Consider the following 26,427-nt stretch of genomic DNA (forward strand, 5'->3'; position numbering starts at 1 on the left):
AGGCATGACCGAAAAACCGGACATTTCTAATTTGCTGCGACCGGACATTTCTAATTTGCCTTTACAGGGTGGGCGCCCCGAGCCCACGCGGTACCTGTCCCATGACCGCGTTCGCCAGAAAACCGTTCTTGAGCATTTAATGATAATGGCTTATCATTACCAAAAGCGCGGAGAGACGACGTCTTCACGCGCAGCCAATTATCGACAAGGACCCTGAACATGCCGCTCCCGACCTGCAAACCGACCCCGCTCGCGCTGGCCCTCCTGTGTGCTTTCGGCGCACCGCTCGCCCATGCCCAATCGGAGGGCGGCCGCCCGCACACCGATCCCGACAGCATCCCGACGGTGGTGATTTCGGCCAGCGCGCTCGGCCTCTTGGGCGACGACATGATCACGCCGGTGACCTCACTCGGCGGCGGCGAACTGGTGCGCGCACGCGAGTCGACGCTGGGCGAGACCCTGAACAACCAGCCCGGCATCACCTCCAGCCATTTCGGCGCCGGCGCCAGCCGCCCGGTAATCCGCGGCATGGATGGCCCGCGCGTGAAAATCCTGTCCGACGGCGCCGAGATCCAGGATGCGTCGACGATCAGCCCCGACCACGCGGTCGCGTTCGAACCCGTGCTGGCCGAGCGCATCGAAGTGCTGCGCGGCCCGTCGGCGCTGGCCTATGGTGGCGGCGCGGTGGGCGGCGTGGTGAATGTCATCGACCGCAAGATCCCGACCGAGATGCCAGGCAAGCCGTTCGAGGGCAGCATGGAACTGCGCGCTAATTCGGCCGCGCGCGAAAAGACCGGCGCCTTCGAAGCGACCGGCGCGCTGGGGAACAACCTCGCGCTTCACGCCGAGGGCGTCAAGCGCGATGCCGACGCCTACCGCGTCGGCGACGGTTGGGATGAGGGTCGCCGCGTCGGCGGCAGTTTTAAAGAATCCGAAACGGGCAGCGTCGGCCTGTCATGGGTGGGTGAGCGCGGCTTCCTCGGCGCTGCCTACACCAAGGAGCGCACCGAATACGGCATCCCTGGGCACAACCACGAATTCGGCAGCTGCCATCCGCATGGCGACCACCTGCATTGCGGCGGCCACGAAGGCCATAATCACGAAGGTGATGAGCACGAAGGTGCAGAGCACGAACACGAGCATGACCACGAAGCCGGTGAAGTCCCGGTCGTGAAACTCGACAGCGACCGCTGGGACGTGCGCGGCGAAATCCGCAATCCGCTCGCCGGCATCACCGCGGCGCGCCTGCGCGCCTCGTTCACCGATTACCGCCACGACGAACTGGAAGAGGGGGCGATTGCCACCAGCTTCTTCAACAAGGGCCGCGACGCCCGCGTCGAACTCGAACACGTGCCGCTGGGCGGCTGGCGCGGCGTAGTCGGCGCCCAGACCTCCTACCGCGATTTCAACACCGCCGGCGAAGAAGCCTACGTCCCGCCAACCGTCACGAAAAAGCACGCCGTTTTCGTCACCGAGGAATACAAGCTGGGCGACTGGCGCTTCGAAGCGGGCGCGCGCCACGAATGGCAAAAGATCGCCGTCGACAGCGCGACCCAGTCCGACAGCAAGGCGCATGGCACCTCGGTCGCGCTGGGCGCAGTGTGGAAATTCCGCCCCGATTATTCGCTGCGCGCGTCGGTCGCGCGCACCCACCGCCTGGCCACCGCCGAAGAGCTGTACGCCGACGGCGCCCACCTGGCCACCAGCACCTGGGAGCTCGGCAACCCGAACCTGGACAAGGAAACCTCGAACAACCTGGATCTCACGCTGCGCAAGTTCGCCGGCGCCACCACCTTCTCGCTGAGCGCCTTCCGCAACAAGATGGGCAACTACATCTACGCCAACACGCTCGACAACCACGAAGGCTTTCAGCTGGTCGAATACGCCCAGCGCGACGCCACCTTCACGGGCCTGGAAGGGGAGCTGCGCCACAAGTTCTCGCCCAGCCTGGATGCGACGCTGTTCGGCGACTACGTCCGCGCCAAGTTTGATGACGGCGGCGCCGGCAGCCGCAACATCCCGCGCATCGCTCCGCACCGCATCGGCGCGCGCGTGAACGCGCACTGGCAGGCCTGGCATGGCATGGTCGAATTGATCCGCACCGGCACCCAGGACTACGTCGCCGCGTTCGAGACGCCGACCGCCGGCTACAACATGCTCAACGTCGGCACCCACTACACCACCCGCATCGGCGGCCTGCCGGCGCAGCTCTACGCGCGCCTCAACAACCTGACCGACGAACTGGCGTTCAGCCACACCTCGTTCATCAAGCGCGCGGCGCCGCTGACCGGGCGTAACCTGACGGCCGGCGTGCGCCTGCTGTTCTGACGATGGCAGTTCCGATGAAAGGGTTGATCAGGTTCGCCGACTACGCCGGCATGGCGGCATCGAGCCTGTGCCTGGTGCACTGCCTGGCGATGCCGCTGCTGCTGGCGGCTTTTCCCCTGCTCGGGCTGGGCGAGGAGCACCACCACCTGCACGACCTGCTGCTGGCCGGCGTGACCGTGCCCGTGCTGCTGGCGCTGGTGCCGGGTTTTATCGCGCACCGCGACCGGCGCCCGCTGCTGCTGGGCGGCGCCGGGCTGGCGCTGTTCCTGCTGGCGGTGCTGGTGGCCGGTCCGCGGCTGGGGCAGGGTGCCGAGACCGCGCTGGCCGTGACCAGCAGCGTGCTGCTGTTGATGGCGCACCGGCGCAACCATGCGTTTTGCCGGCGCTGCCCGACGGGGCATTGAAACCGGTACCGGCAATTCCCGTAGGGTGGGCACTTGTGCCCACGCGGTACGCCGGTTGATCATCGATTGGCATCGTCGGACACGTCTCGATGATCACGCGTGGTACCGCGTGGGCACGAGTGCCCACCCTACGAACCCTTGCACGCGCTGCACAAGCCATACAAGGTCAGCTCGTGCGATTCGAGCACGAAGCCCTCCGGCGTCAGCTTCTGCATGTCGCCGGGACAGGCATGCACTTCATACACGCGGTCGCAGGAGCGGCAGTGGAAATGATGATGGTGGTGGTGGCCTGCGATCTCGTAGCGGTCGCCGCTGCCGGGCAGCGAGACCGTGATGATTTCGCCCGCCTCCAGCATCGACTTGATGTTGCGGTAGACGGTGGCCAGGCCGATGCCCGGCACCACGCCCTGCGCGTGTTCGAGGATTTCCTGCGGGGCCAGCGGCCGTCCGGCATCGAGGATGCATTGGTGGATGGCCGTGCGTTGTTTGGTCGTTCGTTCCATATTGTCTTACTCAATCAGCCCCGGTCGCCACTGGCCGCGCCGGGTCGGCACTCCATTCGCTCCACGAGCCCGGATACAGGGCCGCGCCCGGCATGCCGGCCACTTCCAGCGCCAGCAGGTTGTGGCAGGCCGTCACGCCGGAGCCGCACTGCATGATCGCCTGCTTCGGATCGCCGACGATGGCCCCGAACTCTTCGCGCAGCTGTTCCGGCGCTTTAAAACGTCCGTCGTTGTGCAGGTTGTCCTTGAAGAAGCGGTTCTTCGCGCCCGGGATATGCCCGCCCACCGGATCGATGGTTTCGTTCTCGCCGCGGAAGCGGTCGGCCGCGCGCGCGTCGACCACGGTGCGTCCTGCGCTCTCGATATTGTCCAGTACCTCGGCCACCGTCACCGTCGGCACGAAGGGCGCGCGCACGGCGATGGTGCCGGCGCTGCGCGGGTCGGGCGGATCGGACGACAGCGGCTGGCCCAGCGCCTGCCAGGCCGGCAAGCCGCCGTCGAGCACCGCCGCCGCCTCGTGCCCGAGCCAGCGCAGCAGCCACCACAGGCGCGCCGCGTACATGCCGCCGTGGGCGTCGTAGGCAAGCACTTGCGTGCCGCCGTTCACGCCCCAGCGGCGCAATACCTCGACCAGGGCGTCTTTCGACGGCAGCGGATGGCGGCCACGAAACGTGCCGTCCGCGCCGTGCTTGGCGCCCGACAGCTCGGTCTCCATGTCCGCGAAGACCGCATGCGGCAGGTGGCCGGCCGCATAGGCTTCGCGCCCGTAAGCGAGATTCATCAGGTCGTGGCGGCAGTCGACGATCAGCCAGTTCGGATCGTCGATATGGGCGGCGAGATCATCGGCCGAAATCAGGGTCGTGTACATGGGGCTCCTCACAGTTCGCTTGCGATCGGGTCGGTCTTTTCCAGCGCGGCGCCTTTGGCCGTCTTCCGCGTATTGTAGAACGTCGCCGCGATGCCGGAGGCAAGGATCACGCCGATGCCCAGCCACACGTGCCAGCCGAAGCGGTCGCCCCACAGCGCCAGGCCCCACAGGCTGGAGAAGACGATGCCGGTGTACTGCAGGTTCGCCACCACCAGCACCTTGCCGACGCGGTAGGCGCGCGTCATCGCCATCTGCGCCATCAGGGCGGCCGCGCCGATGCCTACCAGGAGCAGGGCGCCGCCCGGGGTGTGGCCGTGGAAGGGCAAGCCGCTCGACGCACCGTCGCCGGCGAGCACGCCGACCAGGCCGGCCACCGCCGTCGTCAGCGAAAAATAGAACACGACGCGGTATTCGGGTTCGCCCATTTGCCCCAGTTTGCGCACCTGCATGTAGGCAACCGCCGAGATCACCGACGAGGCGATGCCGGCCAGGCCGCCCAGCCACTGGTTGGTCTCGACCGCCGGCTGCAGCACCAGGGTCACGCCGAAGAAGCTGGCGCCCACCGCCAGCACCAGCGGCCACTCGACGGTACTCGTCTTCGACCACCAGCCGGCCAGGAACAGCCCGGCCGCCATCCAGATCGGCGCCATGTAGTTCAAGGTCATGGCGGTGGCCAGCGGCAGTTTGCCGATGGCGAAGAACCACAGCCAGAGCGAGGTCACGCCGACGGCGCTGCGCACCAGGTGTTCCTTCTTGAAAGGGGTGGTGAAGGTGCCGCCCTGGAAGCGCACGATGGCAAACAGGGCCACGAAGCCGAACAGGCCGCGGTAGAACAGGAGTTCGGAGGTGGTGTAGAACTCGGAGGCGAGCTTGACGCCGGCGCCCATGGCGGCAAACGCGAAGCTGGCGAACAGCATCCAAAGTGAAGGCATTACGTTCCTGGGGTATTGAAACTAGGTAGACGATACAACAGACGCCGAAGCCGCGCTTGGCGCAGCTTGCGAGGATGACATTGAAAAGCGGCGCCGGCTTCACCCGATGGCGGGGAAGCCGGCAAGGCGCAGGCCTACAGCTCGATCTTGCTGCGGTACCACTCGTGGAAGTGCTGCATCCCGTCTTCCATCGGCGACTGGTAGGGGCCGACCTCGTTGACGCCGCGCTCGAACAGGATCTTGCGGCCGGCATCCATGCGCTGGGCGATCTCGTCGTCCTCGACGCAAGTCTCCATGTAGGCCGCGCGTTCGGCTTCGACCAGCTCGCGCTCGAACAGGGCGATCTCTTCCGGATAGTAGAACTCGACCACGTTGCGCGTCTTTTGCGGCCCGAGCGGCCACAGGGTCGACACCACCAGCACGTTCGGATACCACTCGACCATGACGTTCGGGTACAGCGTCAGCCAGATCGCGCCTTGTTTCGGGGCCTGGCCGCCGTTGAACTTCAATACCTGCTCCTGCCACTTTTTATAGGTGGCCGAGCCGGCCTTTTGCAGGCCGCGGTTCACGCCCACGGTCTGCACGCTGAAGTCGCGCCCGAATTCCCAGGTCAGGTCTTCGCAGCTGACGAAGTTGCCCAGGCCCGGATGGAAGGGCTCGACGTGGTAATCCTCGAGGTAGACCTCGATGAACGTCTTCCAGTTGTAGTCGATCTCGTGGATCTCGACATGGTCGAACAGGTAGCCGGAGAAGTCGAGGTCCTTCGACACCGACATCGCTTTCAGCTTGTCCATCACGTCGTAGCCGTTCTGCTCGAACAGCAGGCCGTTCCAGCTTTGCAGCGGCGACTTGGCCAGGTTCAGGCAGGGCGTCTCCGCGAAATGCGGGGCGCCGATCAGCTCTCCCTTGAGGTCGTAGGTCCAGCGGTGCAGCGGGCAGACGATGGTATTGGCGTTGCCGCGGCCATTGAACATCAGCGCCTGGCGGTGGCGGCAGACGTTGGACAGCACCTCGATGCCGTTGGCGTTGCGCACGAGCATACGGCCTTCGTTTTCGGAAGGCAGGGTCGCGAAATCGCCAGTTTCCGGCACCATCAGTTCATGGCCGACGTAGCGTGGGCCTTTCTGGAACAGTTGCTGGATCTCGCGCTGCAACAGCGCATTGTCAAAATAAACATTTACCGGAAGCTGAGCGCACGAGCGCGCCAGCTTGGCGTGGGTAGCCAGATCGGACATCCCAACCCCCCTTTATAAAAACAGCACCTCAAAGAAGAGAAAGAATCCAAAGACCAGTATTTTTTAGCAGGAAATACGGTATTTCGGACAGAACCGGAGATTATAGCAAGCAACAAGCTCTACCGTCGCGGTCCGTCGCGTGATTGTGGCGAGGAATGGCACAGAAAGTGCCGGAAAGGCATGGTTTTCATGAAAATGGCGACGGCCGCGCTTTAGACGAAGTTACCTATTCGGTAACCCGGCAATCGCGCAGACCACCCCAAGGGTTAGGATTGTTTTAAAATACGCGATTAGATTCCCGTGCGGCGCACCCAAGGCGCATGACGGGGTCGCCAGCCCAACAGAACAAGACACTATGGCAGAGATTACTAACGCGGGAACGACGGCTGCCCCAGCCTCCTTTGAAGAGGCGATGGCCGAGCTGGCCCAGCTCGTCACCCAGATGGAAGGCGGCCAATTGCCGCTGGAAGCCTCGGTCGCGGCCTATGCGCGCGGCTCGGAGCTGGTCAAGTATTGCGCGGCCCAGCTCGAGAAGGTCGAATCCCAGGTCAAGGTACTGGAGGGCGACATGCTCAAGCCCTTCAGCGCCGACGGCGCCGGCGAGGGCATGCAATGACGGCGGCGCTGCCTGAAGTTTTGCCGTTCTCCGCCTGGATGAGCGGCGTGCAAGCCGAAGTCGAGGATGCCCTGTCCGACTTCCTGCCGGCGGCGCACCTGGTCCCGCTGAAGCTGCACGAAGCGATGCGCTACACGGTACTCGGCGGCGGCAAGCGCGTGCGTCCGCTGCTGGTGTATGCCAGCGGCGCGCTGTTCGGCGCCGATTCGGCCGCATTGGCGCGCGCCGCCTGTGCGATCGAGATGATCCACGCCTATTCGCTGGTGCACGACGACATGCCCTGCATGGACGACGACGACCTGCGCCGCGGCAAACCGACCGTCCACGTCGCCTACGACGAAGCCACCGCGCTGCTGGTCGGCGACGCGCTGCAGGCGCAAGCGTTCGAGGTGCTCGCGTCGAACGAATCGCTGCCGCCAGCCCGCCAGGTCGCCATGCTGCGCCTGCTGGCGCAAGCGGCCGGTTCGGGCGGCATGTGCGGCGGCCAGGCGATCGACCTCGCCAGCGTCGGCCTCGCCCTCAACCTGGAACAGCTCGAACGCATGCACCAGCTGAAAACCGGCGCGCTGCTGCGCGCATCGGTCCTGCTCGGCGCCCTGTGCGGCAAGGAGTTGACGGAGACGGAACTGGCCGCCTTGACGGCGTATTCGAGCGCGGTCGGCCTGGCCTTCCAGGTGGTCGACGACATCCTCGACGCCACCGCCGATTCGGCCACGCTGGGCAAGACCGCCGGTAAGGATGCGGCCGACAACAAGCCGACCTATGTGTCGATCCTCGGCCTGGAAGCGTCACAAGGGTTGGCGCAGCAATTGCGGCGCGACGCGCATGAAGCGCTGGCGCCATTCGGAGAACAAGCACTGCGGCTGCGCGAACTCGCGGACCTGATCGTGCAGCGGAAGGCCTAAATGAAACTGCTAGAAACCATCAACGACCCATCCGACCTGCGCCTGCTCCCACGCACGCAGCTGACGCCGCTGGCCGACGAGCTGCGCCAGTTCCTGCTGCACTCGGTGTCGAAAACCGGCGGCCACCTGTCCTCGAACCTGGGCACGGTCGAACTGACCATCGCGCTGCATTACGTGTTCGAGACGCCGCACGACCGCATCGTCTGGGACGTGGGTCATCAAACCTATTCGCACAAGATCCTCACCGGCCGGCGCGAGCGCATGACCACGCTGCGCCAGCTGAACGGCCTGTCGGGCTTCCCGAAACGCGACGAAAGCGAATACGACACCTTCGGCACCGCGCACTCGTCGACCTCGATTTCGGCGGCGCTTGGCATGGCCGCCGCCGCCAAGCTCAAAGGTGAGCAGCGCCACGCAATCGCCGTGATCGGCGACGGCTCCATGACGGCCGGCATGGCCTTCGAGGCGCTGAACAACGCCGGCGTCGAGGAAGACTGCAACCTGCTGGTGGTCTTGAACGACAACGACATGTCGATCTCGCCGCCGGTGGGCGCCCTCAATCGCTACCTCGCGCGCCTGATGAGCGGCCAGTTCTATGCCGCCGCCAAGAACGTCGGCAAGAGCGTGCTGCCGGGTCCCTTGCGCGAACTGGCCAGCCGCCTGGAAGAACACGCGAAGGGCATGGTGGTCCCGGCCACGATGTTCGAGGAATTCGGTTTCAATTACATCGGCCCGATCGACGGGCACGACCTCGACTCGCTGATCCCGACGCTGGAAAACATCAAGAAGCTCAAGGGCCCGCAATTCCTGCACGTGGTGACGAAAAAGGGGCAGGGCTACAAGCTGGCCGAAGCGGAACCGATCCTGTACCACGGCACCGGCAAATTCAATCCGACCGAGGGCATCATCCCGGCCACCAGCCCGAGCAAGATCACCTACACCGAAGTCTTCGGCAACTGGCTGTGCGACATGGCCGCCGTCGACAGCCGCCTGGTCGGCATCACGCCGGCGATGCGCGAAGGTTCCGGCATGGTGCGCTTCCACGCGCAGTACCCGGAGCGCTATTTCGACGTCGGCATCGCCGAGCAGCACTCGGTGACTTTCGCCGGCGGCCTCGCAACCGAAGGCCTCAAACCAGTCGTCGCGATCTATTCGACCTTCCTGCAGCGCGGCTACGACCAGCTGATCCACGACGTCGCACTGCAAAACCTGGACGTCACCTTCGCCCTCGACCGCGCCGGCCTGGTCGGCGCCGACGGCGCGACCCACGCCGGCAATTACGACTTGCCCTACCTGCGCTGCATCCCGAACATGGTGGTGATGGCGCCGTCGAACGAGAACGAGTGCCGGCAAATGCTCACGACCGCCTACCACTATCCCGGCCCGGCCGCGGTGCGCTATCCGCGCGGCGCCGGCGTCGGCACGCCGATCGTGGAAGAACTGACGGCGATCGAGATCGGCAAGGGCGAGATCAAACGCGAAGGCAAGGACATCGCCATCCTCGCCTTCGGTTCAATGGTCGCGCCAAGCCTGGGCGCCGCCGCCGAGCTGAACGCGACGGTCGCCAACATGCGCTTCGTAAAACCGCTCGACGTCGCGTTGCTGAAACAGCTGGCCGCCGACCATGCCTGCCTGGTGACGGTGGAAGAGGGCGCCACCATGGGCGGCGCCGGCAGCGCCGTGGCCGAAGCGATGGCGGCGGCGGGCATCGTCAAGCCATTGTTGATCCTGGGCTTGCCCGACAAATTCATCGACCAGGGCGATCCTGCGGCCTTGCTGGCTTCCGTCGGCCTGGATGCGAAAGGCATCGCCGCATCGATCCGCGCGCGCTTTGGGGCGGCGGGGGAGCCACGGCTGGTGGTGAACAACACCTGAGTTTGCGGATGTTGAAATGGAAGCGGCGCTCGATGCGCCGCTTTTTTTTTCGCGAATGATGATCAGGGGTGTAGGGTACGCGACTCCGGTTTTGTAGGCTGGGCACTTGTGCCCACGCAGTATCGGGCCAATGCGAACCACGTCATCCGTTCTCACCTGACCGATCAACCGCCCTTACGCGCTTCCTTCGTGTGCTCCAATCCAGAACCGCTACGCGTCAGGGAATAGATGTGTTTTCTCTTTTTAATCTGGTATTCTTGATAAATTGGCATCAATGAGCGCCAGTTCGCGAAAGTATTCAACCCTTTAAAGCAAGGCATCAACCGTGGAAAACAACGCCCCAAGCATGCTCGCCGCCTTTCTGCCCCTGATATTCATGTCATTGCTGATGGCAGTTTCTGCCTACCTGTTGGCGAAAGAGAAAGGGCGAAATGTAGCGCTCTGGACAATTTTGGCATTGATTCCAATCGTAAATTTCGCCTGCATCTGGTTTTTCATCGGTGCGTCGAATTTGAAAATGGAGCGTAAACTCGATGCCTTGATGGAGCAGCTAAACACTAGCGTAAAGAACTAGCGTTCCTGAAATCGATAGCGAAATAAAAGTGCAGTGATCGAAGCCGATCTGAACAGTTGCTTTGGGTCGGAAGCGCTCTTCTTATCGATGGACTGCTTTCGGCTGAAATCGGACGAAATTAACTAGGGTAGGGAAGTGGTGCTTACGTGCGACACCTTGGAAATACCAAGCATGCTTGCCAAGGGGCTGCACCGCTGCAGGATAGGATTTCACCACTTGCAATGTATAAGCTGGCAGCGCGCTGTGGCTGTAGTCAGCGTGCCTTGGAGACGCTTTGATAGCCTGTCGAATATACTTACAAGTAGGACTCGGTTTATTAATGAGAGCATGGTAACTAACTGATTTTATTGAAAGTAGGACAAGTGGCTCAATTCTTGCTATCTATAAGAAAATAAACTGGTAATGTGTTGAGAGTGCTAGAAATACAGACAAATTCATCCAATAACTAGAGAAATCATGAAAAATATTATCATTGCGCTCACTAGCGCTATATGCCTTTTGTGCACGGCAACTGCACAGGCTGGTATCATTTTGCAAGATAAAGAGAACATTTCTTTGCAAGTCAATGCCTTTGAACCACTTGGCCAGTCGTTTATAGCTGAAGATCAGAAAATAAAATTTGCCTTTTATTACAAAGATTTCAATCCAGATACTCCTCTCGAAACGCTTCGAATGCGCTTGCTCAGTGGCGACGGTCCTTCCGGGATAGTCCTAGGGAGTGTAGAGTTCAGCTTGATTGCAGCCTTCGAGGGTTTTTTTGATGTTGATTTTTCTGGTATTACTCTTACTGTTGGCAGCACGTACACTGCGCTACTAGACGTTCCAGGTAATAGCCCTCGTTGGGGAGTAAGTGCCCATAAAGGGGATGTTTACTTAAATGGTAGTAGTTACGAGCTGCTTGGAAACCTTACAGCACAAGACGACATGAGGTTCCGTGTAACCCCAGCCCTCGAAACCGTGCCGGGGGAGGTGCCAGAGCCAGCTAGCATTGCCATCTTCGCCCTTGGCTTGGCTGGCTTGCATATTGGCCGTCGGAAGACCAAATAATTTTCTACATGCTTGGAGAAGGCTTCTTGTAAGAGGTCTTAGGTTATCCTGTATCGAACAGAAGAAGCGGCCCTTCGGGCCGTTTTTCACGCCTGCAGCCTTCGATGATAATTGTTATTATCACCGTCGCTTAATGAAATCTTCTCGATTAGAGCTTTTAGGTCTGCTATTGGCAAGAGCAGTCGTGCGCACATCGGTGACTATGTGTGGCCTTTGGTGTGATAAATTTTGGTAACCTTAATAGATAATAGCCGGAAACGGGCTTTCAATTTGCCGTCTTTCGATTAAATAGATCATTACCTTACCGAGCTCGGCGAACCGCACATCAACCTTGCTGGGTGAAGCTCTGGATACATGGGTATCAGTCCCGCGACTGTAACGACTATTGGGACGGAAATTGGCTGAACGCTACGGCGATCTGTTCTGAAGGTGGCGCTACGGTGCTTGTCCAAGCGTTCTCTATTCGTAACGATGAGCTTTTCAGTTGGCAGCGCGCTGTAGAAAAGCCGTGTGTCCACCTTGCAGGGGAAGCCAACTTGGAATATATGGAACCAGAGCTTGGCGTAACGTTAAAAGCGAAGCCACTCGGCGCGGTTGAGATGGAGGTAAATATCACATCCAACAATTTGACCCAAGAGCACAGCTTTCAATTTTCGATCGACCAGAGCTATCTCAAGCCATTGTCATCGCAGTGCGCGCGCGTGCTGGATGCTTTCCCGATACGAGGTGCTTGAACGTTTGTAATAGGTCGATAGCGGCCTGTGTCATGCCTGTGTCATTACAGCATAATCGTTTGGCCGCAGTCACATTCAACGCCCAATACAGCCTTCTTCACCCGCTCACCGCGCCCGCGTACACAACCACACCGCAGCCCCGGTCGCCACGAACCCCGCCAGCGACAGCGCGTTCAAAGTCTCCCCCAGCACTGCAAACGCCAGCAGCGCCGTCACCCCCGGAATCAGGTAGAACAGGCTGGCCACCTTGCTCGCTTCTCCCTTGCGCATCAGGACGAACAGCAGGCTGGTGGCGCCGATTGAATTCACGATCGACAGCCAGCCGGAGGCGAACACCAGCGTCGGCGTCCAGTGCACGTCAAAACCTTCGAGGCCGAGCGCCAAGGGCAGCGCCACCAGCGTGGCTACGGCCAGCTGCACGAAGCCGCCGGTGCGCAGGTCCATGCCGGCGCAATACTTTTTCTGGTACAGCGTGCCGAGCGTGATGCCGGCCAGGGCCACCGCGGCGCAGGCGTAGGCGCCGATGCCCGCGCTGCTGCCGGCGCCCAGCTTGTGCCACACCACCAGCAGCACGCCCAGCACGCCGCCGGCCATGCCCAGCCACTGTTTTGCACCCGTCCGTTCGCCCAGCATCAGCGCTGCGCCGAGCGCCGTGAATACCGGCATGGTGCCGACGATCAGCGCCGATTCGCCGGCGGAAACGCCCAGCTTCAAGGCCGTGTACAGCCCGGAGAATTGCAGCGCCTGGATAAGCAGGCCGACCACGACCAGGTGCCCGAATGCTTTCCCGCTGGACGGCCAGGGCGCGCGCGTCGCCAGCGCGATCAGCAGGAGGAGCGCAGCGCCGAGGCCGAAGCGCAGCGTCAGCAAAGTAAAGGGCGGGGCGTACGGCACCGCGAGTTTGCCTACCACGTAGCCCGAACTCCACATTGCAATGAACAGCAGGGGCAGGGCCAGGCTGGTCATGTTGCTGTCTGCCGCGGCGGCAAGCCGGATCGTCGTCGTCATTGTCGTCTCCAGGTGAAATGTCAGGCCAGCTTATGCCGCATACTGTGGCGATACAATCCGTCAAAGATGCAACATATTGTTTCCAGGAGCGATACGATGGGCGAGATGCAGCCACGCGATTTTTCCGATGTCTGGGCCTTTGTCCGGGTGGTCGAGACCGGGTCCTTTTCCGAGGCGGCGCGCCAGATGGGCACGACCAAGGCGGCGATCAGCAAGGCGGTGGCGCGCCTGGAAAGGACGCTGCACGCCAAGCTGCTGAACCGCTCGACCCGCAAGCTCGGCCTGACCGAGGCCGGCGCAGCGATCTTCCAACACGCGCTGCGCATGCTGGAAGAAGCGCGCGCTCGAGGCTACCGCCGCCGGCTTGCAGGCGGGGCCGGGCGGCGTGCTGCGCGTGAGCGCTTCGCTCGCTTTTGGCAACACGTTTCTTGCCGGCCTGCTGCCCGCCTTCATGGCGCGCTATCCGGAGATTCGCGTCGTCCTTTCGATGACCGACCGCTATGTCGACCTGGTCGAGGAAAACATCGACGTCGCACTGCGCATGGCCGACCGCATCGACACCCTGAGTGCGGTGGCGCGGCCGATCGCGCCGCTCCATTATGTGCTGGCAGCGGCGCCGGCCTACCTGGAACAGCATGGCACGCCTGGTACGGTCGAGGAGCTGACAACACACCGCTGCCTGGTGTTCGGCGCCGGCGCCCCCGTGACCTGGGAATTCGAACAGGCAGGGACAAAACAGGGTGTAAAACCGAACGGCATCCTGCACGCCAACAGCAGTCCGGCGCTGCGCCTGGCGATGCTGCGCGGCGGCGGGATTGCGCTGCTGCCGGCTTATGTCGTGGGCGAGGACATCCGCTGCGGCGAGGCACGACGGGTGCTGCCGGACTGGGCGCCTGTCGGCGCCTTTGGCGACCAGTTGTATGCCGTCTATCTGCAGAACCGCTTCCTGCCGCCGAAGGTGCGGGTGTTCATCGATTACCTGGTCGAGACGATCGGTGCGCAGCCGGAATGGGATAGCTAAAAACGCATTGCATGATCACGGCTGCGTCGCGGCTCAGTAGAACCTGTATCAGCCATGCAACTTACATCGAGCAGCGTTAGGTAGCGCACACGCCGCCTCATTACACTTCATTACAATTGTCATAATCACACTGTTCACCGCACCCCCGATACGACAAGGCCAGGCCGTCAATGAAAGCGCTTTTCGCAGTCCTCACGCTTCTGAATGGCGCTGTGTTGACATCCTTGCCGGCCCTGGCTTCCGCCGTCCCGGCGCAAAACGTGCTGCAGCCGCTCGGCGTGCAGGCCCTCGCCATCCACGACCTGTGGCGCCTGACGCTGCTGGTCTGCACGCTCGTATTTTCCGCCGTGCTGGCCGCCTTCCTGTACGCGATCTGGCGCGCGCCGCACAGCACTACCCAGCTGGCGCCCGACGTCGCCCTGCTCGACCAGCCCGAGCCGCACCTGCGCCGTCCGGTGGTCATTGGCGTGGCGGTGTCAATCGTGCTGCTGCTGGTGCTGATCGTGGCCGACTTCGTCACCGAACGGCGCCTGGCGCACCTGCCCTTGCGGGACGCGGTGCGCATTGAAGTCACTGGCCACATGTGGTGGTGGGGCGCCCGCTACCTCGACGACGAACCGGGGCGCATGTTCGATACCGCCAACGAGGTGCACGTCCCGGCCGGCAAGCCGGTGATCCTGAAATTGAACAGCGCCGACGTCATTCACAGCTTCTGGGCGCCCAGCCTGCACGGCAAGAAGGATCTGATTCCGGGCCGGACCGCGCTGCTGCAGTTCCGCGCCGACAAGCCCGGCGTCTACCGCGGCCAGTGCGCCGAGTTCTGCGGCTTCGAGCACGCGCTGATGGCCTTCACCATCGTCGCCCATCCGCCGGCGCAGTACGACGCCTGGGTCGCGCGCCAGCGCGTGCCAGCGCCGGCCCCCGTGACGGCGCAGCAAAAGGAAGGCCAGGCCATCTTCATGCGCGGCAGCTGCGCCGGGTGCCACACCATCGCCGGCACCGGCGCCAGGGCTCGCCTCGGGCCCGACCTGACCCACCTGGCCAGCCGCCGCATGATCGCCTCGGGCACGCTGCCGAATACGCGGCAATACCTGGCCGCCTGGATCCTCGACCCGCAACGCTTCAAGAAAGGGGCGAAGATGCCCGCCACGCCCCTGTCCGCCCGTGAATTGAACGCACTGATGGCTTACCTGGAGACGCTCAAATGAGCGCGGGAGCCGATGTGCACGACAAGCTGCTGGACCGCACCTGGAGCGATCCACCCGGTATCCTCGGCTGGCTGTCCGCGATCAACCACAAGACCATCAGCATCCGCTTCATGCTGACCACCTTCGGCTTCTTCGTCGCCGGCGGCGTGCTGGCGCTGATCATCCGCCTGCAACTGGCGCAGCCGGACAACAAGCTGGTGGGACCGGACTTCTACAACCAGCTCTTCACCATGCACGGCACCACGATGATGTTCCTGTTCGCGGTGCCGGTGATGCAGGCGGTGGCCACTTACCTGGTGCCGCTGATGATCGGTGCGCGCGGCATCGCCTTCCCGCGCATGAATGCTTTTGCCTACTGGGTCTTCCTGTTCGGCGGCCTGATGCTGTACGGCGCCTTTATCCTCGACATCGGCCCCGACGCCGGCTGGTTCGCCTATCCGCCGCTGTCCGGTCCCGAATATTCTGTCGGCAAGCGCATGGACTTCTGGGCCCAACTGGTCACGTACACCGAGCTATCGAGCCTGCTCGAAGCGGTGATCCTGGTCACCACCATTTTCAAACTGCGCGCACCCGGCATGACCCTGAACCGCATGCCGCTGTTCGTCTGGACCATGCTGGTAACCTCGTTCATGGTGATGTTCGCCATGCCCTCGGTGATGCTGGCCAGCACCGCCCTGATCACCGACCGCCTGGTCGGCACCCATTTCTACAACCCGGCCGAAGGCGGCGACGTGGTGCTGTGGCAGCACCTGTTCTGGTTCTTCGGCCATCCCGAGGTCTACCTGATCTTCATCCCGCCGCTCGGCTTCATGTCCTCGATCATCGCCACCTTCGCGCGCCGCCCGATCTACGGCTATCCGGTGATGGTGCTCGCCATCATCGCCACCGCCTTCCTTGCCTTCAGCCTGTGGGTGCACCACATGTTCGCCACCAACGTGCCGGAACTGGGTAAAAGCTTTTTCACGGCCGCCAGCGCCATGATCGCGATTCCGACCGCGGCCCAGATGTTCTGCTGGATCGCCACCTTGTGGGCCGGGCGCCTGAACTTCCGCACGCCGATGCTGTTCGCGCTCTCCTTTTTCTTCATCCTGCTGATCGGCGGACTCACCGGCATCATGCTGGCCTCGGTCTCGCTCGACCTGCAAGTGCACGACAGCTTCTTCGTCGTCGCCCACCTGCATTACGTGCTGATCGGCGGCGCCGTGTTCCCGCTGTTCGGCGCCTTTTATTACTGGTTCCCGAAGTTCACCGGGCGGCTGATGGGCGAGCGCCTCGGCAAGTGGAATTTCTGGCTGATGTTCGTGGGCTTCAATGTCGCCTTCTTCCCGATGCACATCGCCGGCCTGCGCGGCATGCCGCGCCGCGTGTACACCTATCCGGCCGAGATGGGGTGGGGAATGCTGAACCTGGTGTCGAGCATCGGCGCCGCGATCCTGGCGGTGGGCATCGTCCTGTTCGTGGTGAACGTCGTGCTGAGCCGGCGCAGCGGGGCGTTCGCCGGCGCCGATCCGTGGGCGGCGGGCACGCTCGAGTGGGCGACGGCCTCGCCACCGAGTCCCGGCAATTTCGCGCAGCCGCCGGTGGTGGCGTCGCGCTTTCCGCTGTGGAGCCGCGGCGGCGTGGCCGGCAGCGTGCGCGGCCTGGCCGATGACCGCCGCGAAGTGCTGGTCACCAGCGTGCTCGACGCCGAGCCCGATCACCGCGCCGTAATGCCCGAGCCGAGCATCTGGCCGTTCATCTCCGCGCTGGCGGTGACGGTGCTGTTCATCGGCTCGATCTTCACGCCCTGGGCCGTGGTCTGGGGCGCGGCGCTGTGCACGCCGCCGCTGGTGCTCTGGTTCTGGCCGAAGCGCGCGGCCACGCGGATGAATATCGAACGCGAGGTCAAGCCATGAGCCAGGCCGAGGTCACCGTTCCCACGCACGACGTCGACGTCGCCCGCCTACCGACCTACGTGTATGGCGCGCGCAGCATGATGTGGTGGGGCACGATGGGACTGATGCTGATCGAAGGCACGGTGTTCGCCATCACCGTGGTCGTCTACTTCTACCTGCGCAGCCATTCCCCCACCTGGCCGGTCAGCCCCGCGCCCGACCTGTTCTGGGGCGGCCTGAATACGCTGATCATGCTGGCCAGCCTGGTGCCGAACCAGCTTGCCAAACGCGCCGCCGAGCGCGAACGCAGGCAGCACGCGCGCTGGTGGCTGCTCGCCTGCCTCGCCTTTGCGCTCGCTTTTCTCGTCGTGCGCGTGTTCGAGTTCGGTGCATTGAACACGCGCTGGGACAGCAACGCCTACGGTTCCGTCGTCTGGATGTTGCTGGCGCTGCATACCACCCACCTGGTCACCGACACCATCGACACGGCGGTGCTGGCCGCGCTGATGTTCAGCGGGCCGCTCGAGGGTAAACGCTTCGTCGACGTCAGCGAGAACGCGATGTACTGGTATTTTGTCGTCGGCAGCTGGCTGCCGATCTATGCCGTCATCTACTGGGGCGCGCGCCTGTAGGCGCGGCGTGAATGATCATGCCGAACTGGCCCGCCTTGCTGCTTGCCCCCGCGATCGCCCTCGCCAATGCGGGCATCGCCTATGCGCTGGTCGCGCCCAGCTGCGCGCGCCAGGACGTGAGCACGCTCCACACGCTGACAATCATCAGCCTGCTGGCCTGCCTGCTCGTCACCGCGGGCGCGGCGCTGAACTGGCAGCGCGAACGGGCACTGGCCACCCCAAGCGAGACGCCGCGGCAGTCGCGCCGGCGTTTCCTGAGCCAGGTGGCGACGCTGTGCGGGCTGCTGTCGACGCTGGTGGTCTTGGCCGAATGGCTGCCGATCTGGATGGTGTCGCCATGCACTTGATTGGTTTCGTGCTGTTGCTGCTGGCCGGCGCCGCCCGTGCGCACGACGTCGCCGCGCCGGTGCCGCCACCGCTCGGCTGGACCTTCGAACCCTGGGTCGTTCTTTGCCTCGGGCTCAGTGCGCTGCTGTATGGCCTCGGCCTGGCGCGCCTGTGGAAAAAATCCGGGGAAGGGCGCGCGCGGCTGCGCCTGCAGGCATGGTCGTTTGGCGCCGGCTGGCTGGCGCTGGCGGCGGCGCTGGTTTCGCCGATCGACGCGATGGGCACCCTGCTGTTCTCGGCCCACATGTTGCAGCACGAAGCGATGATGATCGTGGCCGCGCCGCTGCTGGTGCTGGGGCGTCCGTTCGCGCTGTGGATGTGGGGCTTGCCGCCGCGCTGGCGGCGCCCGGTTGGCGCGGCCGTGCGCGTACGCGCGGTGCACGCCGCCTGGACCCTGCTGACCTGGCCGCTGTTCGCCTGGCTGCTGCACGCGGCGGTGCTGTGGCTGTGGCACGCGCCGCTGTTCTTCGAGGCGGCGCTGCACAGCAACGCCATCCACACGCTGCAGCACGTCAGCTTCCTCGGCTCGGCGCTGCTGTTTTGGTGGGCGGTGCTGGGCATTGGTACTTTCCGCCCGCAGCGTGGCCTGTCGATGCTGTACATCTTCACGACCATGGCGCATACCGGCGCGCTCGGTGCGCTGCTGACCTGGTCGGGCATCGTCTGGTACCCGAGCTACATCGGCGCCGGCGAGGCCTTCGGCATGGATGCGCTCGAAGACCAGCAGCTCGGCGGCCTGATCATGTGGGTGCCGGGCGGGCTCGCTTACCTGATTGCCGGACTGGCGCTGGTGGCGAAGTGGCTGGGGCATACGCCGGCGGCGGGGCCGGACGCGGCGTCTGGACCTGGCCGTATCGTTTGATCTCGCCACGCACAATCAATCGTGTGCCAGCCCAGAAACGCCCGCGAATCGACTAGACTGGAAGTTAACCTTCCGGACTCACGACCATGCACGATTCAGCGAACGCGGCCGGTATGCCGGCCGAGCCGGGCGCCGTCAGGGGCTCGCTCAGCTATCCGATCGTCGGGATCGGCGCTTCCGCCGGTGGCCTGGGAGCACTGCTGCAACTGCTCGAGCAGATGCCGGACGAGCCCGACATGGCCTTCCTGGTCATCCTGCAGGCGGCGCCGGAACATCCGGGTTCTCCTGCCGAGATATTGCAGCGGGCTACCCGCATGCCGGTCGTCGAGGTGACGGCGCGCGTGCAGCTCGCGCCCGGCCACGTGTATGTGATCGGCGCCAACCAACAGATGTCGATGATGGACGGCTTGCTGCTGGTCGACGAGCGCGAGCGCCAGCGCGGCCGCCATACCGCCATCGACCTGTTCTTCCGGACCCTGGCCGACGTGCACCGCGAACGTTCGATCGCCATCGTGCTCTCCGGGAACGGCGCCGATGGCGCGGTCGGCCTGGCGCGGATCAAGGAACAGGGCGGTGTGACGCTGGCGCAGGCGCCCGGCGACGCCGAGCACACGGGAATGCCGATCGCGGCGATCCTGACCGGCGTGGTCGATTTCGTGCTGCCCGTGGTCGAGATGCCGCACAAGCTGATGGAGTTGTGGAGCAACGCCCGCGCCATCGAGTTGCCGCCGGCGGACGACGACGAGCAGCCCGTGGCCCAGGTGGCCGAGCAAGCCGATACCTCCGCCGCCGAGCGCGCGCTGCAAGAGATCATCGTCAATCTGTTAAAACATACCGGCCACGACTTCCGCCACTACAAGCGCGCCACCGTGCTGCGCCGTATCGAACGGCGCCTGCAGGTGCGCCGCGTGCGGACCTTGCCGGCCTACCGCGACCTGCTCGCGACGGACGCCACCGAACACAAGGCCTTGTTGGGCGATATGCTGATCGGCGTGACCAATTTCTTCCGCGACCGCGAAGCCTTCGATGCGCTCAAGCGCGAGATCGTGCCCGAACTGTTCAGCGACAAGGGGCGGGGCGATGAAATACGCGCCTGGGTGGCGGCCTGCGCCACCGGCGAGGAAGCGTATTCGATCGCGATGCTGCTGGCCGATCACGCCGCATTGTCGGACCGTCCGCCGGGCTTCCAGGTGTTCGCCTCGGACATCGACGAGCGCGCGATCGCCAGCGCGCGGGCGGGCAGTTACCCGGCGGCCATCATCGCCGACGTGGCGCCCTCACGCCTGCGCCAGTATTTCAACAAGGAAGACAATCGCTACCGCGTCCGCAAAACGCTGCGCGACCACATCCTGTTTGCCGCGCACAACCTGCTGCGCGATCCGCCGTTCTCGCGCCTGGACCTGATTTCCTGCCGCAACCTGCTGATTTACCTGAACCGCGAGGCCCGGCTGCACGTGCTGAAAACCTTCCATTTCGCGCTCAGGCCAGGCGGCTACCTGTTCCTCGGCTCGTCCGAGTCGGCCGAGTCGGTGGCCGAGTATTTCATTCCGGTCGACAAGAAAAACCGCATCTACCGCGCCCGCGGCGGCATCCGCACGCTGCAATACCAGCCGCCGCACCACGCCCTGGCGGGTCCGCGCCTGGCCGAGACGGCGCGCGACCAGCCGTCCGGCAAGCGCCAGGTCTCGTATGCCGAATTGCACCAGCGCGCACTGGCCCAGTTCGCGCCGCCCTCGGCCATTGTCGACAACGATGGCAACATCGTCCACATGTCGGCCCAGGCCGGGCAATTCCTGCGCATGGGCGTCGGCGAGCCCTCGAACAACGTGCTGAACCTGGTGCTGCCGGAATTGCGCCTGGAGTTGCGCTCGGCGATCTACCAGGCTACCCAGAACGCGGCCAGCGTCGAGTGCCGCCCGATCGCGCTGCTTGAAAAGCAGGAATTCGGCACGGTGGCCATGACGGTGCGCCCGTTCCGCGACGAGGATGCCGAAACCGACTTCCTGCTGTTGCTGTTCAACCGTGTCGAGCAGGCGCCGGCGCGCAGTACGCCCTTGCTGCCCAACGGCAGCCAGGACGTGGTGCTGGCCCAGCTGGAGGCCGAACTGCAGAAAAAGCGCGAGCAGCTGCAGGAAACGATCGAGAATGCGGAAATTTCCACCGAAGAGCTGCGCGCCTCGAACGAGGAACTGCAGGCGATCAACGAGGAACTCCGTTCGGCCACCGAAGAGCTGGAAACCAGCAAGGAAGAGCTGCAGTCGGTGAACGAGGAGCTCATCACCGTCAATTACGAACTGAAGGCCAAGGTCGAGGAAACCGGCAAGGCCAACGACGACCTGAACAACCTGATCGCCTCGACCGACATCGCCACCATCTTTGTCGACAGCGGCCTGCGCATCAAGCGCTTCACGCCGCGTGCGGCCGACCTGTTTTCGATCATCGCATCCGACATCGGCCGCTCGCTGCTCGACCTGACCCACCGCCTCGACTACGACCGGCTGGCCGAAGACGTCGGCGCCACCTTCGACACGCTGCGCCTGGTCGAGCGCGAAGTGCGCAGCAGCGACGACCGTTACTACATCGTGCGCCTGCTGCCTTACCGCACCAACGACGACCGCATCGAAGGCGCGGTGATGACTTTCTTCGACATCACCGCGCGGCGCGGGGCCGAGGAGCAGGCGCGCGCCAGCGAGGCGCGCATGCAGATGGTGGCCGAGAGCGCCGACGACTACGCCATCGTCACGCTTGACGGCGGCGGGCGCGTGACGAGCTGGAACCGCGGCGCCGAGTATCTGTTCGGCTACAAGGCCGCGGACATGCTCGGCCACGCCATCGAACGCCTGTTCGTGCCCGAGGACCGCGCCGCCGGCGTGCCGGCCGGCGAGCTGCGCCGCGCGCGGTCCGATGGCCGCGCCGAGGACGAGCGCTGGCACCTGCGCAAGGATGGCAGCCGCGTCTTCTGCAGCGGCGTGACTACGCCTCTGCACAACGGCAACTGCCACGGCTACGTCAAAATCGCGCGCGACGCCACCAGGCGCGAACGCCAGGGACTCGAGCGCGAGCAGGCCTCGCACGAGCGCGAAGCGACGGCGCGCTCGGATGCGCGCAACGAGGCGGCCTTGAAGGACGAATTCCTGTCGATCATGTCGCACGAGCTGCGCCATCCGCTCAACATGATCAACATCAACGTCGAGCTGCTGGCACGCATGCCTGAGATCCGCACCTCGCCCTTGTTCATGCGGGCGGCCGCCATCATCCGCAACGCCGTGCTGAGCCAGGCAAAGATCATCGACGACCTGATGGACATGTCGCGCGTGCGCACCGGCAAGCTGTCGCTGTCGATGGCGCCGCTGGCGCTGGGTCCCGTGGTTGCCGGCATCGTCGAGGCCGAGCGTGCCGATCCGGCGGCGCGCGAGATCGCCATCGAAGTCGCCGACGAGGCCGGCGGCCTGTACGTGCTGGCCGACGTGGTGCGCATCGAGCAGGTGGTGATGAACCTGCTGAGCAACGCGGTCAAGTTCACGCCCGCCGGCGGCCGCATCGACGTGCGCCTGCGCGGCGAGGACGGGCAAGTGCGGGTCGACGTCTGCGACAGCGGCCAGGGCATCGCGCCCGATTTCCTGCCGCACGTGTTCGACATGTTTGGCCAGAGCATGGCGGTCACGACCCGCACCATGGGCGGGCTCGGCATCGGCCTGGCGCTGGTGCGCGAAATCGTCGCCCTGCAGGGCGGGCGGGTCGAGGCGCACTCGGAAGGCGTGGGCAAGGGCGCACGTTTCACCTTCTGGCTGCCGCAGCTCGACAGCGCGGCGGCGCTGCAGGGCGGCCCTCACACCGACGTCCGCGACAGCATGGCCGGAATACGCATCCTGGTGGTGGACGGCATGGAAGAGATGCTGATGACTTTCAAGGCCTTGCTGGAAACGAGCGGGGCCACCGTGTTCGAGGCCACCAGCGCGCAGCGCGGGCTGGACATCCTCGAGCGCGAAACGGTGGACCTCCTGATCTCGGACATGTCGATGCTTGGGATGGATGGCGACGAATTCCTGCGCCGCATCCGCGCCAACCCGAAGCTGGCCGGCTTGCCGGCCATCGCGGTGACCGGCTTGCAGCGCGAGCACGACATCGCCCGTGCGCGCGCCGCCGGTTTCTCGGCCCAGCTCGGCAAACCGGTGTCGATCGACCACCTGCACGCGATCGTGCACGAACTGCTGCCGCGGCGCCACGAGGCGACCGGCGAGGATTGATGGTCCAGACCTGGCCCGTGCTCATGCGTACGCCGGGAACCAGACGATTTTCATATAATCAGGCATGAAAATCCGGGAGGCAGCATGGACGCGCTTTTGAAAACCGGCCGACGCAACATCGTCGTGATCGGGGCATCTGCCGGGGGCGTGGACACGCTGCGGGCCTTGTTCGCGGCGCTGCCTGCCGACGCCTCCGTGAGTTATTTCGTGGTGCTGCACCTGTCGGCCCAATACGACAGCCAGCTCGACCGCATTCTGCAGGCGGCGACATCGATGTCCGTGACCTTCGCCGCCGACGGCCAGTGCATCATGCCCGATACGGTGTACGTGGCGGGGCCGGACCGCCACCTGATGGTCGAGCGCGAGCGTATCCGCGTCACCCGCGGCCCCAAGGAATCACGCGCACGGCCGGCGATCGACGTGCTGTTTCGCTCGGCCGCGTTGACCTTCGGTCCGCGTGTGGTGGGCGTGGTGCTGTCCGGCAGCCTGGACGACGGCACCGCCGGGCTGTGGCAGGTCAAGGACCGCAAGGGCCTGGCCTTTGTCCAGGATCCCGAGGAGGCCGCGTACCGTTCGATGCCCGATAGCGCAATCGAACATGTCGATGTAGATTATGTCGGAACGATCGCGGGCCTGGCCGCGCGGATCGCGCTGGCAGTCGTTGAGGAGCTGCCCTGCCTTCCCGCCGAGCCGCCCCGGCCTGGACTGAAGCTGGAGAATGCGATTGCCCTCGGGGAGAGCGACATGCATGCCAACGTGATGGACCTGGGAAAAGCATCGAAGTACAGCTGCCCCGAATGTGGCGGCGTGCTGGCGCAGATCGAGGAAGGGCGGGTCATCCGCTTCCGCTGCCATACCGGCCATGCCTATTCGTTCCAGACGCTTCTTGCCGAAGTGAACGTTGCTGTCGACGGCAGCCTGTGGGCGACGATCCGCGCCATCGAGGAACGGATCCTCATCCTGCAGCACATGGCCACCCTGGCCCTGGAGGCGGGCCAGCACGAGGAGGCGGCGCGGCTGCAGGTGAAAGCCGAGCTGGCCGAAGCGAAGTGCAAGCCGCTGCGCGAACTGGTGCTCGACACGGAATTCTTTGCAGCGGATTGACAGGCCCGGCAGCCTGCTCAAGGAGGTTCGGGTTTGACGAGCACCGCCGCGGTGGCGATCAGGTCGCGCAAGGACTGCGAATGGGTCCTGGCCTGCGCCGCCTTGGCCTGGTAATCGGCGGCGGACGCGTGCTGGCCCGCCTCGAGCGCCTTCTCGCGCATTTTTTCGAATAGCCGCTCCTGCTCGTGGAGTGCGCGGATCGCTCCCCACAGCGCATCTTCGACGGCGCTGGTTTGCAGTGATTCCAGCACGCTGGCCGTAAACGCATGGCCGGTATGGCAGCGGTAGCGAACCAGGCCGCCGATATCCATCTCCCACAATGCGCCATTGCATTCGGGGCAAGTCAATGCCGACTTCTTGCCAAGTTGCTCCAGGTCGTCCATATCGCTGTCCCTGCCAATGAGCCGGTTTTCGATATCGATCCAGTCCAGGGCGCCGGCCGTGGTATTGACTCCCTCTGCGCCGTCTTCCTGCGTGCCGGCAGTGACCAGTTCGACCAATGCCCGCGCGATCGCGCCGGTACAGAGCGCGCGGTCGACATCGACGTGTCTGAGCGCGCTGACGGGCATGTCCGGCGCCTCGGCGTCGGCCGGGTCCTGCACGATGGCGATCCCGCCGCGCGCCTTGACTGCCTGCAAACCGACGGTGCCGTCGTCCAGGTAGCCGGTCAGGATAACGCCGATCGTGTCGCTGCCATATGCGGCAGCCGCGGAACGAAACAGCGGATCGATCGCCGGCCGGCAATGGTTTTCCTTCGGACCGTGCACCAGGCGGGCATAGCTGCGCGCGCCGTCGCTGACGACGGTCAGGTGTTCGTCGGACGGCGCCAGCAGCACCCGTCCCGGCACGATCGGCTCGCCGTCGATGGCATGCCGTACCTGCAGCGTCGAACTGCGGCCCAGGATCTCGGGCAGCACGCTGCTGTGCGAGCCGATGTGAGTGACGATCAATATTGCTGCGGGAAAGTCCTCCGGCAAGTCTGCCAGGATGACCTTCAGCGCGTTGAGGGCGCCAAACGATCCGCCGATCACGACGATCTTGGGCATGGGAGACTCACGAGGGGGACGATACCCTCAAGCTAGCGCGAAACGGTAAAGCGTGGCGCGGGGGATGCCAGTGTGGCGAACGCGGGTGGCGGCCTTAGCGCTGTTCCGCTCCGGCCGCTTCCTCCTGCGCTTCTTCGATCACTTTCTCTTCGATGCGCCGGTCCGGAATCAACCACATCACCGCCACGCCGACATACACCAGGAAACCGAGCCAGGCGGTTAGCCAGGAGAGCGCGATCCCGGCCAGGTACAGCACGAGCGAGATCTTCCCCTTGCGGTCGCCGCCAACCGCTTCGGCCAGGGTCGAATTTTTATCGTGGTGAGCAATCAGCCTGCGCACCAGCAGCGAATACGCCGCCGCGCTCATGAACAGCACGATGCCGTAGGCAACGGTCGGCCAGGTCTCGAAATGGTTTTCGCCCATCCAGGCGGTCACGAAGGGAATCAGCGATAGCCAGAACAGCAGATGCAGGTTCGCCCACAGCACGCCGCCGCCCACTTCCTCCACTGCATGCATGAGGTGGTGGTGATTGTTCCAGTAGATGCCGACGTAGATGAAGCTGAGCACGTAGCTCATGAAGACGGGCCATAGCGGCAGCAAGGCGTGGAAGTCCGCCGTATGCGGCACTTTCAGTTCCAGCACCATGATTGTGATGATGATGGCGATGACGCCGTCGCTGAAGGCTTCGAGGCGGTTTTTACCCATCTCTGGACTCCGTTCTCACATTCAATTGCCGCGTGCCGTCCGGACTCGCAGTTCCACAACCCAAGGGTTAGCCGTATCGAAAAGGCAGCTTATGACGGGCCAGCCCGGTGCAGTCTCAATCAGGTGCACCAGCGCCCACGCAAGGCCAAAACAATCGTCGGCCCCCATCACCTGAACGAGCACCGCCGCTTCTTCATCAGTAACTGGTCGAGTTACCTGTCGGTATAACCTCTCGTACTCTTGCAGGTCATCTGCTGAGGCATCCTCTTCTAATGGCAGCTTTCCCAGGGCTACAAGTCTCTGCACCGCTT

General features: G+C 64.1%; 24 protein-coding genes and 1 pseudogene. 18 read left to right on the forward strand and 7 right to left on the reverse strand.

The window, feature by feature from the left end; genetic code table 11:
- From IFT60_RS26370 to IFT60_RS24065, 3 genes are all read left to right on the forward strand, one after another.
- Nucleotides 1-217, forward strand: a 217-nt coding sequence (locus IFT60_RS26370) for a hypothetical protein (protein WP_206759235.1), incomplete at its 5' end; no start/stop codon positions are given.
- Nucleotides 218-219: 2 nt separating this feature from the next.
- Nucleotides 220-2,328 (forward strand): TonB-dependent receptor domain-containing protein, encoded by a 2,109-nt coding sequence (locus IFT60_RS24060; RefSeq protein ID WP_192056582.1) that lies wholly within the window; start codon nucleotides 220-222, stop codon nucleotides 2,326-2,328.
- 14 nt (nucleotides 2,329-2,342) lie between these two features.
- The gene (locus tag IFT60_RS24065; RefSeq protein ID WP_229511150.1) at nucleotides 2,343-2,732 is read left to right on the forward strand and encodes a MerC family mercury resistance protein; all 390 of its coding nucleotides are present in this window, start codon (nucleotides 2,343-2,345) and stop codon (nucleotides 2,730-2,732) included.
- A gap of 128 nt (nucleotides 2,733-2,860) precedes the next feature.
- Here the strand turns inward: IFT60_RS24065 and IFT60_RS24070 are convergent, their stop codons facing one another.
- The 4 genes from IFT60_RS24070 to put2H all read right to left on the reverse strand — a co-directional run bounded on the left by IFT60_RS24070 (nucleotide 2,861) and on the right by put2H (nucleotide 6,270).
- Complete coding sequence (locus IFT60_RS24070; protein WP_192056587.1) at nucleotides 2,861-3,235, reverse strand: Fur family transcriptional regulator; 375 nt, start codon at nucleotides 3,233-3,235, stop codon at nucleotides 2,861-2,863.
- 10 nt (nucleotides 3,236-3,245) lie between these two features.
- On the reverse strand, nucleotides 3,246-4,103 hold the full coding sequence (locus IFT60_RS24075) for a sulfurtransferase (RefSeq protein WP_192056589.1): 858 nt from the start codon (nucleotides 4,101-4,103) through the stop codon (nucleotides 3,246-3,248).
- An 8-nt stretch (nucleotides 4,104-4,111) separates the two neighbouring features.
- Nucleotides 4,112-5,035 carry a DMT family transporter gene (locus tag IFT60_RS24080; RefSeq protein ID WP_192056591.1) on the reverse strand — a complete coding sequence of 308 codons (924 nt, stop codon included), beginning with the start codon at nucleotides 5,033-5,035 and terminating at the stop codon, nucleotides 4,112-4,114.
- 134 nt (nucleotides 5,036-5,169) lie between these two features.
- Nucleotides 5,170-6,270, reverse strand: a complete 1,101-nt coding sequence (gene put2H, locus IFT60_RS24085; protein WP_192056615.1) for a putrescine 2-hydroxylase Put2H — start codon at nucleotides 6,268-6,270, stop codon at nucleotides 5,170-5,172.
- A 355-nt stretch (nucleotides 6,271-6,625) separates the two neighbouring features.
- Between put2H and IFT60_RS24090 the strand changes: the two genes are divergently transcribed.
- The 6 genes from IFT60_RS24090 to IFT60_RS24115 all read left to right on the forward strand — a co-directional run bounded on the left by IFT60_RS24090 (nucleotide 6,626) and on the right by IFT60_RS24115 (nucleotide 12,021).
- On the forward strand, nucleotides 6,626-6,886 hold the full coding sequence (locus tag IFT60_RS24090; RefSeq protein ID WP_197986453.1) for an exodeoxyribonuclease VII small subunit: 261 nt from the start codon (nucleotides 6,626-6,628) through the stop codon (nucleotides 6,884-6,886).
- Nucleotides 6,883-7,791 (forward strand): polyprenyl synthetase family protein, encoded by a 909-nt coding sequence (locus IFT60_RS24095; protein ID WP_192056618.1) that lies wholly within the window; start codon nucleotides 6,883-6,885, stop codon nucleotides 7,789-7,791. Before IFT60_RS24090 ends, IFT60_RS24095 begins: the two co-directional genes overlap by 4 nt.
- A complete protein-coding gene (gene dxs, locus IFT60_RS24100) occupies nucleotides 7,792-9,666 on the forward strand; it encodes a 1-deoxy-D-xylulose-5-phosphate synthase (protein ID WP_192056621.1) in 1,875 nt (624 codons plus the stop codon).
- Nucleotides 9,667-9,991: 325 nt separating this feature from the next.
- Nucleotides 9,992-10,240, forward strand: coding sequence for a hypothetical protein (locus tag IFT60_RS24105; protein ID WP_192056623.1), 249 nt, complete (start codon nucleotides 9,992-9,994; stop codon nucleotides 10,238-10,240).
- Nucleotides 10,241-10,696: 456 nt separating this feature from the next.
- On the forward strand, nucleotides 10,697-11,287 hold the full coding sequence (locus IFT60_RS24110; RefSeq protein WP_192056625.1) for a PEP-CTERM sorting domain-containing protein: 591 nt from the start codon (nucleotides 10,697-10,699) through the stop codon (nucleotides 11,285-11,287).
- A gap of 338 nt (nucleotides 11,288-11,625) precedes the next feature.
- Nucleotides 11,626-12,021, forward strand: coding sequence for a WapI family immunity protein (locus IFT60_RS24115; RefSeq protein ID WP_192056628.1), 396 nt, complete (start codon nucleotides 11,626-11,628; stop codon nucleotides 12,019-12,021).
- A gap of 105 nt (nucleotides 12,022-12,126) precedes the next feature.
- On the opposite strand, the gene IFT60_RS24120 is transcribed toward IFT60_RS24115, so the two are convergent.
- Entirely contained in the window at nucleotides 12,127-13,029 is a 903-nt protein-coding gene (locus IFT60_RS24120; RefSeq protein WP_192056630.1) for a DMT family transporter, read from the reverse strand.
- A 186-nt stretch (nucleotides 13,030-13,215) separates the two neighbouring features.
- On the opposite strand from IFT60_RS24120, the pseudogene IFT60_RS27130 reads away from it, so the two are divergent.
- The 9 genes and pseudogenes from IFT60_RS27130 to IFT60_RS24165 form a co-directional block, all read left to right on the forward strand.
- Nucleotides 13,216-13,266 (forward strand): annotated as a pseudogene (locus IFT60_RS27130) (hypothetical protein); the annotation flags it as partial.
- Between the two features lie 157 nt (nucleotides 13,267-13,423).
- Nucleotides 13,424-14,050, forward strand: a complete 627-nt coding sequence (locus IFT60_RS24130) for a substrate binding domain-containing protein (protein WP_192056633.1) — start codon at nucleotides 13,424-13,426, stop codon at nucleotides 14,048-14,050.
- A gap of 212 nt (nucleotides 14,051-14,262) precedes the next feature.
- Entirely contained in the window at nucleotides 14,263-15,258 is a 996-nt protein-coding gene (gene coxB, locus IFT60_RS24135; RefSeq protein WP_374000971.1) for a cytochrome c oxidase subunit II, read from the forward strand.
- On the forward strand, nucleotides 15,255-17,153 hold the full coding sequence (gene ctaD, locus IFT60_RS24140) for a cytochrome c oxidase subunit I (RefSeq protein ID WP_192056637.1): 1,899 nt from the start codon (nucleotides 15,255-15,257) through the stop codon (nucleotides 17,151-17,153). Before coxB ends, ctaD begins: the two co-directional genes overlap by 4 nt.
- A complete protein-coding gene (locus IFT60_RS24145; protein ID WP_192056640.1) occupies nucleotides 17,150-17,764 on the forward strand; it encodes a cytochrome c oxidase subunit 3 in 615 nt (204 codons plus the stop codon). Before ctaD ends, IFT60_RS24145 begins: the two co-directional genes overlap by 4 nt.
- 11 nt (nucleotides 17,765-17,775) lie before the next feature.
- Nucleotides 17,776-18,111 carry a hypothetical protein gene (locus tag IFT60_RS24150; protein WP_192056642.1) on the forward strand — a complete coding sequence of 112 codons (336 nt, stop codon included), beginning with the start codon at nucleotides 17,776-17,778 and terminating at the stop codon, nucleotides 18,109-18,111.
- Complete coding sequence (locus IFT60_RS24155; RefSeq protein WP_192056645.1) at nucleotides 18,102-19,013, forward strand: cytochrome c oxidase assembly protein; 912 nt, start codon at nucleotides 18,102-18,104, stop codon at nucleotides 19,011-19,013. The genes IFT60_RS24150 and IFT60_RS24155 overlap by 10 nt, the downstream gene beginning before the upstream one ends.
- A gap of 86 nt (nucleotides 19,014-19,099) precedes the next feature.
- Nucleotides 19,100-23,260 (forward strand): CheR family methyltransferase, encoded by a 4,161-nt coding sequence (locus tag IFT60_RS24160; protein WP_192056647.1) that lies wholly within the window; start codon nucleotides 19,100-19,102, stop codon nucleotides 23,258-23,260.
- Between the two features lie 84 nt (nucleotides 23,261-23,344).
- Nucleotides 23,345-24,364 (forward strand): chemotaxis protein CheB, encoded by a 1,020-nt coding sequence (locus IFT60_RS24165; RefSeq protein WP_192056649.1) that lies wholly within the window; start codon nucleotides 23,345-23,347, stop codon nucleotides 24,362-24,364.
- A 17-nt stretch (nucleotides 24,365-24,381) separates the two neighbouring features.
- On the opposite strand, the gene IFT60_RS24170 is transcribed toward IFT60_RS24165, so the two are convergent.
- Nucleotides 24,382-25,410 carry a chemotaxis protein CheB gene (locus IFT60_RS24170; protein WP_192056652.1) on the reverse strand — a complete coding sequence of 343 codons (1,029 nt, stop codon included), beginning with the start codon at nucleotides 25,408-25,410 and terminating at the stop codon, nucleotides 24,382-24,384.
- Nucleotides 25,411-25,504: 94 nt separating this feature from the next.
- A complete protein-coding gene (locus IFT60_RS24175) occupies nucleotides 25,505-26,116 on the reverse strand; it encodes a TMEM175 family protein (RefSeq protein ID WP_192056654.1) in 612 nt (203 codons plus the stop codon).
- Nucleotides 26,117-26,427: the final 311 nt, after the last annotated feature.

This window comes from Massilia sp. CFBP 13721 (assembly GCF_014842025.1).
Taxonomy (GTDB): domain Bacteria; phylum Pseudomonadota; class Gammaproteobacteria; order Burkholderiales; family Burkholderiaceae_D; genus Telluria.